The 13,267-nt window shown below is 64.4% G+C and carries 13 protein-coding genes; 11 read left to right on the top strand and 2 right to left on the bottom strand.

The window, feature by feature from the left end:
- Window positions 1-5 precede the first annotated feature (5 nt).
- Both FJQ89_RS08010 and FJQ89_RS08005 read right to left on the bottom strand, forming a co-directional pair.
- Window positions 6-692 (bottom strand): UPF0149 family protein, encoded by a 687-nt coding sequence (locus FJQ89_RS08010; RefSeq protein ID WP_141169788.1) that lies wholly within the window; start codon window positions 690-692, stop codon window positions 6-8.
- 130 nt (window positions 693-822) lie between these two features.
- Complete coding sequence (locus FJQ89_RS08005) at window positions 823-2,271, bottom strand: peptide MFS transporter (RefSeq protein ID WP_479723894.1); 1,449 nt, start codon at window positions 2,269-2,271, stop codon at window positions 823-825.
- Between the two features lie 368 nt (window positions 2,272-2,639).
- On the opposite strand from FJQ89_RS08005, the gene ppnN reads away from it, so the two are divergent.
- The 11 genes from ppnN (at window position 2,640) to FJQ89_RS07950 (ending at window position 13,228) form a co-directional block, all read left to right on the top strand.
- Window positions 2,640-4,010, top strand: a complete 1,371-nt coding sequence (gene ppnN / locus FJQ89_RS08000; protein WP_141169786.1) for a nucleotide 5'-monophosphate nucleosidase PpnN — start codon at window positions 2,640-2,642, stop codon at window positions 4,008-4,010.
- 188 nt (window positions 4,011-4,198) lie between these two features.
- Entirely contained in the window at window positions 4,199-5,266 is a 1,068-nt protein-coding gene (locus FJQ89_RS07995; RefSeq protein WP_141169785.1) for a LacI family DNA-binding transcriptional regulator, read from the top strand.
- A gap of 220 nt (window positions 5,267-5,486) precedes the next feature.
- On the top strand, window positions 5,487-6,293 hold the full coding sequence (locus FJQ89_RS07990; RefSeq protein ID WP_141169784.1) for a transporter substrate-binding domain-containing protein: 807 nt from the start codon (window positions 5,487-5,489) through the stop codon (window positions 6,291-6,293).
- Between the two features lie 91 nt (window positions 6,294-6,384).
- Window positions 6,385-7,077 (top strand): amino acid ABC transporter permease, encoded by a 693-nt coding sequence (locus FJQ89_RS07985; protein WP_100873385.1) that lies wholly within the window; start codon window positions 6,385-6,387, stop codon window positions 7,075-7,077.
- A gap of 1 nt (window position 7,078) precedes the next feature.
- Window positions 7,079-7,729 (top strand): amino acid ABC transporter permease, encoded by a 651-nt coding sequence (locus FJQ89_RS07980; RefSeq protein ID WP_141169783.1) that lies wholly within the window; start codon window positions 7,079-7,081, stop codon window positions 7,727-7,729.
- On the top strand, window positions 7,716-8,450 hold the full coding sequence (locus FJQ89_RS07975; protein ID WP_034755389.1) for an amino acid ABC transporter ATP-binding protein: 735 nt from the start codon (window positions 7,716-7,718) through the stop codon (window positions 8,448-8,450). The genes FJQ89_RS07980 and FJQ89_RS07975 overlap by 14 nt, the downstream gene beginning before the upstream one ends.
- Window positions 8,447-9,193, top strand: coding sequence for a sugar phosphate isomerase/epimerase family protein (locus tag FJQ89_RS07970; RefSeq protein ID WP_141169782.1), 747 nt, complete (start codon window positions 8,447-8,449; stop codon window positions 9,191-9,193). The genes FJQ89_RS07975 and FJQ89_RS07970 overlap by 4 nt, the downstream gene beginning before the upstream one ends.
- Window positions 9,190-10,176: a sugar kinase gene (locus tag FJQ89_RS07965; RefSeq protein ID WP_279239630.1), complete on the top strand. Its 987-nt coding sequence runs from the start codon at window positions 9,190-9,192 to the stop codon at window positions 10,174-10,176. Before FJQ89_RS07970 ends, FJQ89_RS07965 begins: the two co-directional genes overlap by 4 nt.
- A gap of 20 nt (window positions 10,177-10,196) precedes the next feature.
- Window positions 10,197-11,156, top strand: a complete 960-nt coding sequence (locus FJQ89_RS07960; RefSeq protein WP_141169781.1) for a 2-hydroxyacid dehydrogenase — start codon at window positions 10,197-10,199, stop codon at window positions 11,154-11,156.
- Window positions 11,157-11,191: 35 nt separating this feature from the next.
- Entirely contained in the window at window positions 11,192-12,214 is a 1,023-nt protein-coding gene (locus tag FJQ89_RS07955; RefSeq protein WP_141169780.1) for a porin, read from the top strand.
- A 12-nt stretch (window positions 12,215-12,226) separates the two neighbouring features.
- Entirely contained in the window at window positions 12,227-13,228 is a 1,002-nt protein-coding gene (locus FJQ89_RS07950; protein ID WP_141169779.1) for a Gfo/Idh/MocA family protein, read from the top strand.
- Window positions 13,229-13,267: the final 39 nt, after the last annotated feature.

Genomic DNA, 13,267 nt, shown 5'->3' with positions numbered 1-13,267 from the left:
CTGCCTTAGTTCGCCGCGCTATCGGCGTCGGCACAACACTTCTTGTACTTCTTGCCGCTGCCGCAGTGGCACGGGTCGTTGCGGCCCGTTTTTGGTATCTCGCGCAAGACGGTGGCGCCGGACTGGCTTTGCGCCTGGCTTTTCAGGTGGCGCTGGCGCGCCCAGGCGGCGTTGATGGCGATGACGGCGGGAATCACGCCATCCATGGCCGCTTCGGCCGCATCGTCATCGAGCTCGCTGGCAGAGGCCAGGTGCTGGAACGGCGCCAGGTATTGCGGGTGGCTGACGGCCAGGGCCGCCCACTGGGGCTTGTCCAGGCTCGTGCCAAGGACAAAACCGGCGCACCAGGCGCTCACGCTCCATTCTGGGCCGCAGACGTAGATGGGCTCGAAGCTGTCCGGGTCCTTCGCCAGCCATTCGACCATGTAAGCGTGATGTCGCTGCGCCAGGCTGGCCGCCCGTTCGCTGGCCTCGTCCTGTGCTGGCAAGGCGCTGCCGGCCGCCTTGTCCCAGACCCATGGCAGCCATTGTTCCGACGTGATCTGTTTCGGGCTCAGGGCGATGGCCGTGAGGAAGCCTTCCAGCATCGACACGTCCATGGCGGCACCGGCCAGGGCGGGCGCCGCCAGCAGGGTGTCGAGTTCGGCGTATTCGTCGTCGGAGAGGGGCGAGGTGGTGGAGATGCTGGACATGGGATTCTTTGTGTAAGTTGGTCGATGGCCGCTGGCCCTGTCAGTATTGTACCGCCCGGCAAGGGGAAAGCCGGCGCCGGAATGAAAAACGGCGGCCCGCAGGCCGCCGTTTTTATCCAGGGCAGAACGCTTACTTCACGCCGTGCATCAGTTTGTTGATCAGCGGTGCGATCAGGAACAGGATCACGCCGGCGCCCAGCAGGGACCAGAAGCCGAAGGTGTAGCCGGACAGGGCCGATTGCACCGACATGCCGCTGGTGCCGCTGACGTGGCTGGCGAAAATGCCCGACAGGTTGTTGCCGATACCGGTCGACAGGAACCAGCCGCCCATGCCCAGGCCAACCAGGCGCACTGGCGCCAGCTTGGTGACCATCGACAGGCCGATAGGCGACAGGCACAGCTCGCCGATCGATTGCAGCACGTAGACGGTGGTCAGGGTCCAGAACGGGATCTTGTTATCGGCGCCAACCAGGCTCGACAGAGCGAAGATCAGCAAACCGAAGGCCAATGCGTTCCCCAGCAAGCCCAGGCCGAATTTGCGCGGGATCGATGGATTGACATTGTGGCGTGCCAGGTAGACCCAGACGGCGGCGATGAGAGGCGCGAAGACGATGATGGCAACCGAGTTGACGGTCTGGAAGTAGGCGGTCGGGAAGATCCAGAAGCCCAGGTCGCGGTTGACGATCTTGTCAGCCAGGAAGGTAAACGAGCTGCCAGCCTGTTCGAAGAACATCCAGAACAGGATGTTGAAGACGAAGATCAGCAGCATGGCGATGACGCGGTCGCGCGCCACTTTGCCGTTGCGGATGCCTTCGATCATCAGCATGAAGGCCAGGCCGACGAACAGCACGGTCAGGACGATTTGCAGCTTTTCAGCGCCGACGGTCAGCAGGAAGTACATCAGCGGGATCACGCACAGGCAGCCCAGGGCGACCCAGACGACGCGCATCGGGTTGCCGGAACCGGCTTCCGGTGCGCCGATGCCCTTCAGGGCGCGGCGGCCGATGAAGAACCATACCAGGCTGATCAGCATGCCGAAACCGGACGCCATGAAGACCATCTTGTACGAAGGCATGGCGCTGGTGCCGAAGATCGACTCGGCCAGCCACTGGGTGAAGACGGGCGCGACCATGGCGCCCATGTTGATACCCATGTAGAAGATCGTGAAACCGCTGTCGCGGCGCGGATCGGCTGTCGTGTACAGCTTGCCGACCATGGTCGAGATGTTCGGCTTGAACATGCCGTTACCGACGATCATCGTGGCCAGGCCCAGGTTGAAGATGTCCTGGTTCGGCACCGAGATGCAGAACAGGCCGGCTGCCATGAAGATGGCACCCAGCAGGATCGAGCGCTGGTAACCGATGACCCGGTCGGCGATGTAACCGCCGAACAGGGCGCCGGCGTACACCAGCGCGAGGAAGGAACCGTAGGTCAGGTTGGCCGCTGCCTGTCCCGAACCGTCGCCAGCATGGAACTGGGCCACGATGTACAGTACCAGCGCCCAGCGAACTCCGTAGAACGCGAAGCGTTCCCAGAATTCAGTCATGAACAACATCCACAATGGGCTTGGATGGCCCATAATCTGCTTGAACTCGGGAATAACGGCTTCCTTGTTGGGCGTAGTCGCACCGCTCATGCGGTTCCTCCTGAAAAATTATTATAGTCAATCGATACAACGAACTTATGGAAGCCTGCGGGCGGCGGGGACTCTCATGAAGAACCTCACGCACGGGAATTCCAATAGGCAGGCATTCTAATCTACAAATTGCGCTGAAAGAAGGTTTCGATTCGCATTAGCAAGAATGACTGTTTCATATTAATCAAACCGGTTTGCAGGCAAGGGCGGCCCGGGCGATTTTGCGGCGGCACAGCACAACTTGCCCGACTTGTCGTATATTAAGGTTGCAAGACCTTCGAGCATCGATTTTTAAAGGAATTTTTCGCATTATGGAACACGACGTTATCGATACTCTGGTTTCACCGGAAGGCCGCCTGGACGTGCTCTCCAAGACTGAAGTCAACAAACTGCTCGACACCAGCCAGGGCGGCCTGTACAACACTTTCCGCCGCTGCGCGCTGGCGGTCTTGAATTGCGGCAGTACCATCGACGATGGCCGCGCCCTGCTGGAGCGCTACCAGTCGTTTGAAATCTCCATCATTCAGCGCGAGCGCGGCATCAAGCTCGACATCAAGGGCGCGCCAGCCATCGCCTTTGTCGATGGCAAGATGATCAAGGGCATCCACGAACACCTGTTTGCCGTGCTGCGCGACATCATCTTCGTCAGCGATGAAGTCACGGGCAATCCGAAATTCGACTTGCAGAGCACGGAAGGCGTGACGGACGCCGTCTTCCACATCCTGCGCAACGCGAATGTGCTGCAAACCCAGCTCAACCCGAACCTGGTCGTCTGCTGGGGCGGCCATTCGATCAACCGCGCCGAATACAATTATTCGAAGGAAGTGGGCTACCAGCTGGGCTTGCGCGGCCTCGACATCTGCACCGGTTGCGGCCCGGGCGCCATGAAGGGCCCCATGAAGGGCGCCACCATCGGCCACGCCAAGCAGCGTTTGCACAATGGCCGCTACCTGGGCATCACGGAGCCGGGCATCATCGCGGCCGAATCGCCGAACCCCATCGTCAATGACCTGGTCATCATGCCGGACATCGAAAAGCGCCTGGAAGCGTTCGTGCGCGCCGGCCACGGCATTGTCGTGTTCCCCGGCGGCGCGGGCACGGCCGAAGAAATCCTGTATATCCTGGGCATCCTGCTGCACCCGGACAATGCAGACATCCCGTTCCCGTTGATCTTCACGGGGCCGGAAACCTCGCGCGAGTACTTCGTGCAGATCAACCAGTTCATCAGCGACACCCTGGGGCCGGAAGCGCAGCAGCGCTACAAGATCATCATCGACGACCCGGAACTGGTGGCGCGCGAAATGCTCGAAGGCATACGCCTGGTGCGCGAATTCCGCAAGGCGCACAGCGACGCGTATTACTTCAATTGGCTGCTGAAGATCGACCACGAATTCCAGAAGCCGTTCCAGCCCACGCATGAAAACATGCGCAACCTGAGCCTGCACAAGAACCAGCCCACGCACTTGCTGGCAGCCCAGCTGCGCCGTGCATTTTCCGGCGTGGTGGCGGGCAACGTCAAGGATGACGGCATCCGTTCGATCGAAGAGCATGGCAACTTCGAGATCCACGGCGACAAATCCATCGCCGGCCCCATGGATGCGCTGCTGGCGTCCTTCGTGGCGCAGCACCGGATGAAACTGGCGGGCACGGCGTATGTGCCTTGCTATACGGTAATCCAGTAACTTTTCAGTCAGCGCCGCCCGCCTCCTGCGTTTGCCGGGTGCGGGCGGCGCCTTTCCATTGATGTCCCCATCTTGTTCCTTCGCCGCCACAGGCAATCAAATCGCTTGCGTCATCAATGTGTGGGTGCTATCTTTGGAACCGGTTCCAAAATAAAAATATGAACGTCAACAGGTAGTGGAGAGCAAGCTTGGATTCAGTACGCGGCAATAAAAAAAACCTCTCGGGCGAATCGGTCCGGCCCGTGACCATCGCCCAGGTGGCGCGCGAGGCGGGCGTGTCGAAGACCAGCGTGTCGCGCTTTCTCGGCGGTGAACTGGACGCTTTGTCCGAGAACATCCGCCAGCAGATCGACAGCACCATCGCGCGCCTCGGCTACCAGCCGAACCAGATGGCGCGCGGCCTCAAGCGCGGACGCACGCGCCTGATCGGCATGGTCGTGGCCGATATGCTGAACCCTTACACGGTGGCCGTGCTGCAAGGCGTGGAAGCGGCCTGCCAGCAACATGGCTATACCCTGATTTTATGTAATACCGGCAATGATGAACAGCGCGAACGCCAGTCGCTGGCCGCGCTGCGCTCGTACAGCGTGGAAGGGTTGATCGTCAACACGCAGGGGCGCAATATTCAGTCGTCCGACTTGCAGCAGGCGGACATGCCCATCGTGCTGGTCGACCGCCGCATCGAGGGCGCCGATTTTGACCTGGTGGGCCTGGACAATGTGCAGGCGGGCCGCCTGGCCACGGCGCATCTGATCGAGCAGGGTTTCGACGCCATCGCTTTCGTCGCGCCGCCCTTGACGGGCGTCAGCTCGCGCCTGATGCGCGCCGAGGGTTTCCAGGCCGTGATGGCCGAGCATCCAGGCTGCGTGGGCGCAGTGCTGGCAGTGGACCTGGACGACCGTCCTTCCATCGACGCGCAGGTGCGTCACTGCCTGGCGCAGTGGCGCGGCCGCCGCGTGGCGCTGCTGGCCTCGAATGGCATGGTGGCGCTGGAACTGGCGCTGATGCTGCAGCGCCTCGAATTACGTATGCCGCAGGATGTGGGTTTGCTGGGCTTTGACGAATTGCCGTGGTCGCCGTTGGCGGGCCTGAGCACGATCGAGCAGCAGACCTATGAAATCGGTTTTTCGGCGATGACGTGCATGCTGTCGCGCCTGCAGGGCGAGCAGTGCCCGCCGCGCGAAGTGCTGTTGCCAGGTAAGTTGATTGTGCGCCATTCCACCCGTGGCGGGGATGCAGGCAAGGATGGCGATTGAAGCGAAGAGGGCGTTGCCCTTTTTTTTGGGAAAGTTATGGAACCGGTTTCATAGAATGTATTCACACTGGAAAGGGGCATGAATCGGCAAGGCAGGGCAATGGCATGAGGTTGAAAGTAAGTTGAAACGACATGGCAAGAGACGATCTGAATCGTCCATTTGACAATATTCCCGGAAGTGCCTCGACGAGGCCGGTACCGGGATCACAGGAGACTGAAACATGAAGATGACTACACTGTTTTACACGAAGATCGTGGCTTGCGCGCTGGCCGCTACGTGCACCCTCGGTGCGGCGGCCGATGCCGGCGCCCAGACGCTTGGCGACCTGATCAAGAAAGGCAAGCTGACCATCGGCGTGGTCAGCGGCACGCCGCCGTTTGGCAGCATCGACGCCAAGGGCGTGCCCGTCGGCTATGACGTCGATGTCGCCAACCTGATTGGCAAATACCTGAACCTGCCCGTGGAAGTCGTACCCCTGACGGCGCCCTCGCGCGTGCCGTCGCTGGAATCGGGCAAGGTCGATTTCCTCGTGGCGACCCTGGCGCCCACGCCGGAACGGGCCAAGACTTTGATGTTCACCATGCCCTACAGCGCGTTCGAACTGGCGATCGTCGCGCCGGTGGGCGGCAAATTCAAGGCCCTGGCCGATTTGAAAGGCAAGAAGGTGGGCGTGACCCGCGGCACCACGAATGACACGGCGCTGAGCCGCATGGCGCCGGCCGGCACGGCCATCGTGCGTTTCGAGGATGACGCCACCGTCACCCAGGCCTTGCTCAGCAAACAGGTCGACGCCGTCTCGATTCCCAGCACGATGGCGCTTGACATCATTAAGACGCGCGGCGCCGGCAAGATCGAAGTCCGCTTCTCCTACTCGCTGCAACCGAACTCGATGGCCGTGCGCCGCGGCGACTTCGAGCTGCACCAGTGGCTCAACAACTTCATCTACTACGTCAAGCTGAACGGGGAACTCGACGCCATCGCGCGCAAGTGGAGCGGCGCGCCGCTGCCAGCGCTGCCGACCTTCTGATACCACAAGCCGCACTGGAAAAGTGTTGGTCCGTACGGCGCGCCACCATGGTGGCGTCGCCGGGGATGCGCACGTAGACAAGGAGTTGAGTATGCCGTATGAATTTCATTTCGAACTCGTCATGCAATCGCTGGACCGCCTGTTGTGGGGCGCGGCACTGACGATACGCCTGAGCGCCCTGGCGATGGTGCTGGGCCTGGCGGTGGGCGTGTGCGCCGCCGTCATCCTGAAGAATGGTCCCGCCTATGCCCGCGCCGTGGTGCGCGCGTATGTCGAGATCATCCGCAGCACGCCGTTCCTGGTGCAGCTGTTCATCATCTACTTTGGCTTGCCGTCGCTGGGCCTGCAACTCGACGCCAACGGCGCCGCGCTCGTCGCCATGACGGTCAACCTGGGTGCCTATGCGGCGGAAATCGTGCGCGCCGGCATCGGCGCCGTGCATCCGTCGCAGCTGGAGGCGGCGCAGGCGCTGGGCATGACGCGCTGGCAAGTGATGCGCCATGTGGTGCTGCTGCCGGCGCTGGAAAAAGTGTATCCCGCGCTGGCCAGCCAGTTCACCTTGATGATGCTCGCCTCGAGCGTGGTATCGGCCATTTCCGCCGAAGAGCTGACCGCCGCCGCGCACCTGCTCGACTCGGAAACCTTCCGCAGCTTCGAGATCTACATCGTCGTGATGGTGCTGTACATCCTGCTGGCCCTGTTGTTCCGCTTCAGCTTCTGGGTACTGGGCCAGATCGTCTTCAAACGCCGCCGCCGTCTGGGCGCGGTGCGCATGGGAGCATGACATGATCAGTGACTTTTCCTGGGATAACCTGCAATTTCTGCTCGAGGCCACGCGCTGGACCATCGGCCTGTCGCTGCTCGTCTTCATCACGGGCGGCATCGCCGGCTTCGCGGTGGCGCTGCTGCGCACGGCGCGCAGCCCGTTCCTGCGCTTCATCAGCGCCCTGTACATCCAGCTGGTCCAGGGCACGCCGGTGCTGATCGTGCTGTTCCTCACCTATTACGGCCTGGCTCTGTTTGGCTACAAGCTGTCGCCGATCGTCGCGGCCGGCGCGGCGATGACGATCTTTGCCAGCGCCTACCTGGGCGAGATCTGGCGCGGCTGCATCGAAGGCGTGCAGCGGCAGCAGTGGGAAGCATCGGCCGCGCTGGCGCTGAACCGCTACCAGCAGCTGCGCTACGTCATCCTGCCGCAGGCGCTGCGCCATTCGCTGCCGCCGACGGTGGGCTTCATGGTGCAGATCATCAAGAATACCTCGATCACCTCGATCATCGGCGTGGTGGAACTGACGCGCGCAGGGCAGCTGGTCAGCAACGCGACCTTCCTGCCTTTCATCGTCTTCCCCGTCGTCGCCCTGATCTACTTCGCGATGTGCTATCCGCTGTCGCGCTACAGCCATTCACTGGAAAGGAAATTCCATGCCCATCGTTGAAATCGACAATATCAGCAAGAGCTTCGGCGCCAATCATGTGCTCAAGGGCGTTTCGTTCGCCGTCGAGCGGGGCCAGGTGATCGCCGTGATCGGCCGCAGCGGCTCCGGCAAGAGCACCATGCTGCGCTGTATCAACGGCCTGGAAACCATCGACAGCGGCAGCATCGTCGTGGCAGGCCATACGCTGACGGCGCGCCAGGAGCATCTGCTCGACTTGCGCAAGGATGTCGGCATGGTCTTCCAGAGCTACAACCTGTTCCCCCACCTGACGGTGGAAGAGAACGTCATGCTGGCGCCGCGCATCGTCAAGAAGGTGCCCGACGCGCAGGGCCGCGCCACGGCGCTGCGCGTGCTCAAGCAGGTGGGCCTGGACCACAAGCGCGAGGCCTATCCCGAGCAGCTGTCGGGCGGCCAGCAGCAGCGCGTGGCGATCGCCCGTTCGCTGGCGATGGAACCGCAGGTGATGCTGTTCGACGAAGTCACGTCGGCGCTCGACCCGGAACTGACGCAGGAAGTGCTGAAGGTGATGGAAGAGCTGGCGCAGGCCGGCATGACGATGCTGCTGGTGACGCACGAGATGGAGTTCGCGCGGCGCATGGCCGACGTCACCGTCTTCATGCACCAGGGATTGGTGTGGGAAAGCGGACCGTCGGAAGCGTTTTTCAGCAACCCGCAAACGCCCGAAGCGCGCCAGTTCGTCGGCGCGGGAGCGATCAAATGAGCCCCGTCCTGGTGGCGGCGTCGGCCTATGGCGCAAGCAGGGTAAGGCAGCTGGGGCAAAGCCATTTCATCGACGTGGTGGCCGATGCGGGCGGCGCCGGCATCGAGATCCGCCGCGAACTGTTTACCTCCGACTTGCCGGACCTGGCGCGCATGGGCGCGGCGGTGGCCGCGCGCGGCCTGTACTCGGTGTATTCCACGCCCATCGAATTGTGGGGCACGGACGGGCTGCCGCGGCACGAACTGCTGCAGCAGATGCTGGACGAGGCGGCGCGCCTGGGGGCGCGCTATCTGAAGGTGTCGCTGGGCCACTACCCGGCCGCGCCGGAACTGGCGGACTTGAAGGCCCAACTGGCGGCGGCGCCCGTGGCGCTGCTGGTGGAAAACGACCAGACGGCCCATGGCGGCGCGCTGGCGGCGCTGGCGCGCTTCCTGGCGGCGGCGCGCGAAGCCGGGCTGCCGGTGGGGCTGACCTTCGACATCGGCAACTGGCGCTGGGTGGGCGAGGACGCGCAGCAGGCGGCGCGCCTGCTGGCGCCGTACGTGCGCTATGTGCACTGCAAGGCCGTCCTGGAGGACGCGGGCCGGCTGTCGGCGTGCGCCGTTTCCGAGGCCGATCCCACCTGGCGCGCCGTCTTCGCGCACTTCGCGCCGGGCGTGCAGCGGGCCATCGAATTCCCGCTCGAAGGCGTCGACCTGGTGGCCGAAACGGGCCGCTACATCCAGATGCTGGAGGCTGCATGATGGAACAAGAACTGCGCCAAAAGGAAATTCAAGGGGGGCACGCGCTCGACGTCGTCACCTACGGCGAAGCGATGGCGATGTTCGTTGCCGAGGAAACGGGCGACCTGGCGGCCGTGGCGCACTTTACGCGCCGCCTGGCCGGCGCCGAGACGAATGTCGCCATCGGCCTGGCACGCCTGGGCTTGAAGGTCGGCTGGCTGAGCCGGGTGGGCGACGATTCGTTCGGCCGCTTCATCCGCGCCAGCGTGCAGGCCGAGGGTGTCGATTGCAGCCGGGTCGTCATCGTCGCCGGCCAGACCAGCGCCTTTCAGCTCAAGGCCCGGGCTGAAAATGGCGCCGACCCGATGGTCGAATACTTCCGCAAGGGTTCCGCCGCCAGCCGGCTGGCGCCCGAGCACTTCGACCCCGCCTATTTTCTGTCCGCGCGCCATCTGCACGCCACGGGCGTGGCGGCGGCGCTGTCCGAGACCAGCCTGGCGTTCGCCGGCCAGGCCATCGACTTCATGCGCGAGCATGGCCGCACCGTGTCGTTCGACCCGAACCTGCGGCCCACGCTGTGGCCCTCGCAAGCCGTCATGGTCGAACAGGTCAACCGGCTCGCCTGCAAGGCGGACTGGGTGCTGCCCGGCCTGGGCGAAGGAAAAATCCTCACCGGCCACGAGCTGCCGCACGACATCGCCGGCTTTTATTTGCAACAGGGCGCGCGGCTGGTGGTCATCAAGCTGGGCGCCGAGGGCGCGTATTACCGCACGGCCGATGGCGACAGCGGCGTGGTGCCGGGCGAGCGCGTGGCCAATGTGGTCGACACGGTGGGTGCCGGCGATGGCTTCGCGGCTGGCCTGGTCAGCGCCTTGCTGGAAGGCTTGCCGCTGGCGCAGGCCGTACGGCGCGGCAACCGGGTCGGCGCCTTCGCCATCCAGGTGGCCGGCGACATGGAAGGCTTGCCAACCCGCGCCCAGCTCGACGCGCTGGTCCAATCTTGAACCGAACAGGAGAAATACGCGTGAAAAAACATGTGGTTGTCTATAAAAAACTGGCCGAACCTTTGCTGGCGCGCCTGCGCGCCGAATGCGAGGTGACGTACTTCGAGGCGATCGATGCGGGCAACCGCGCCGCGTTCGCCGACGCCATCCGCGGCGCGCACGGCTTGCTGGGCGCCAGCGTGCGCCTGGACCGTGCACTGCTGGACCCGGCCTTGGACCTGCACATCATTTCCACCATTTCGGTGGGCGTTGACCAGTTCGACGTCGATTACCTGCGCGAACGGGGCATCCTGCTGGCCAATACACCGGACGTGCTGACGGAAACGACAGCCGACACGATCTTCGCGCTGATACTCGCCAGCGCGCGGCGCGTCGTCGAACTGGCCGAATTCGTCAAGGCGGGGCGCTGGACGCGCAGCGTGGGCGAAAGCCAGTATGGCGTCAACGTGCACGGCAAGACCATCGGCATGCTGGGCATGGGCCGCATCGGCCGCGCCGTCGCCCGCCGCGCCGCGCTGGGCTTCGGCATGCAGGTGCTGTACGTGAATGGCGAGGCGGTGCCCGAGGTGGACGCGGCGCTGGGTGCGCGCCAGGTGGCGCTCGATCACTTGCTGGCCAAGTCGGATTTCGTCTGCGTGGTGCTGCCGCTGACGGCGCAGACGGAGCGCATGATAGGCCGTCGCGAGTTCGCGCTGATGCGCCCCGGCGCCATCTTCATCAACGGTTCGCGCGGGCGCATCGTCGACGAGGCGGCGCTGATCGAGGCGCTGCAGCAGGGCACCATCCACGGCGCCGGTCTCGACGTGTTCGAGCGCGAACCGCTGGCGCCGGACAATCCGCTGCCGGGCATGGCCAATGTGGTGGCGCTGCCGCATATCGGCTCGGCCACGCACGAAACGCGCTACGCCATGGCGCAGCAGGCGGTGGACAACCTGCTGGCCGGCCTGCGCGGCGAGCGTCCGCGCCACCTGGTGAGCTAGGCGCAGTTTCCATCAAAAGACAGACAGGGCAAGACATGAAGAACAAGGTAGTAGGAGCAATGATCATCGGCGCGGGCGCCTGCGGCGGCCTGTGCTCGGCGCAGTCGAACGTGACCATGTACGGCATCGCGGACCTGGGCGTGGTGTCCGAGAGCGGCGGCGCCGGCGGCAGGGTGCTCAAGGTGACCAGCGGCATCGCCAACGGTTCGCGGCTCGGTTTCAAAGGCAGCGAAGACCTGGGCGGCGGCATGACGGCGATCTTTACGATGGATGCGGGCATCCTGGCCGACACGGGCGCTTCGGCCCAGGGCGGCCTGCTGTTCGGGCGCCAGGCCTTCGTCGGCCTCGCCGGCGCGGCGGGCAAGCTGCGCCTGGGCCGCCAGTACACCTTCATCGATAGCAGCCTGGGCGCGCTGGACCCGTTTTACCTGGGGTTTGCGGGCAGGATGAGCAATGTCTTTACGGCCGGATACATCAGCCGGGTCGACAACAGCATCACCTACAGCTCACCCGTGCGCGGGGGCCTCTCCGGCGAACTGGCATACGGCTTCGGCGAAGTGCCGGGCGACGCCTCGGCCAGGCGCTACGCCGGCGCGGCGGCCACCTATGCCAGCGGGCCGCTGTACCTGCGCATGGCGCACCAGGACGCCAATACCCTGTCAAGCGCGCTGGTGGCGGGGACGGCGAGGAACACGGTGCTGGGGGCCACCTGGGACTTCGGCGTGGTCAAGGCGCATGGCGCCGTGGCCGTCAGCAAGAGCACGGCGGGCGCCGCCACCACGGTCGACAGCGCGGACCTGATGCTGGGCGCCACCGTGCCTTTTGGCCCGCACCGCGTGTTGTTCTCGTACGTGCGGCGCGACGACCGGCGCGCCGCCAACGGCGACGCTGCGCAGATCGGCATCGGCTACACGTATGCGCTGTCGAAGCGCAGCACCTTGTATGCGGCCTATGCGCATATCGACAACCGCAACGGCGCCGCCTACCTGGTAGGCAACGCCACCGACAACGGTACCGGCAACCGGGCCTGGAACCTCGGCCTGCGCCACACTTTTTAACGGGAGAATCGAATGAAGAAGATCGGATGGATTTTGGTCGGCGCCAGCACCGTGGCGCGCGAATGGATGGTCGACGCAATCGGCCAGCAGGGCGATGCGGAAGTGCTGGCCGTGGTCAGCCGGGACGCTGCGCGCGGCGCCGCCTTTGCCGCGCAATTCGGCATCGCCGCCAGCTATACCGACCTCGATGCGGCGCTCGCGCATCCGGGCGCGGACGCCGTGTACATCAGCACCACCAACGAATGGCATATGTCGCAAACCTTGCAGGCGGCGCGCGCCGGCAAGCACGTGCTGTGCGAAAAGCCGCTGGCGCTGAACCTGGAGGACGCCCGCCGCATGGTCGACGGCTGCGCCGAAGCGGGCGTGGTGCTGGGGATTAACCATCACCTGCGCAACGCCGCCAGCCACGGCAAGGTGCGCGAACTGATACGCGCGGGCGAGATCGGCCAGCCCCTGTATTGCCGCGTGCTGCACGCGAACAACCTGCCGCAGCACCTGCGCGGCTGGCGCCTGGACGCGCCGGAGTCGGGCGGCGTCACGCTCGACATGTTCGTGCACGACGTCGACACCTTGCGCTTCCTGCTCGATTCGGAGCCGCGCCACGTCACGGCCTGCGCCACCAGCGGCGGCATGACGGTGGCCGGGCTGGAGGAAGGCCTGATGGCCGTCATCGAGTTCGACAACGGTACCCTGGTGCAGGTACACGACGCATACAACGCGCCGCATTCGCTGTCCGGCGTGGAAATCATCGGCAGCAAAGGCACCATCTTCGCCACCGGCGTCATGACGCAGCGCCCCGTTGGCAGCATCTGCCTGACGCGCGACGGCGGCAGCATCGACATCCCCGTCGAGCATGAAAACCTGTACGTGCGCTCGGTGCGCGCCTTCCAGCGCGCCATGCGCGGCGAAGGGCAGCCGGCCGCCACGGGCGACGACGGCACGCGCGCGCTGGCCACGGCATTGGCGGCGCAGCAGGCCAGCCGCAGCCACCAGCGCGTGACCCTGGCTGATTGACGGCCTGCGGCAGACGTAAAAAAGCCGCCTGATCGCAAA

Origin of the sequence: Janthinobacterium tructae (assembly GCF_006517255.1) — a bacterium.
GTDB lineage: Bacteria > Pseudomonadota > Gammaproteobacteria > Burkholderiales > Burkholderiaceae_D > Janthinobacterium > Janthinobacterium tructae.
The sequence above is the reverse complement of the archived record's forward strand: the minus strand, read 5'-3'. Positions and strand labels throughout refer to the sequence as shown.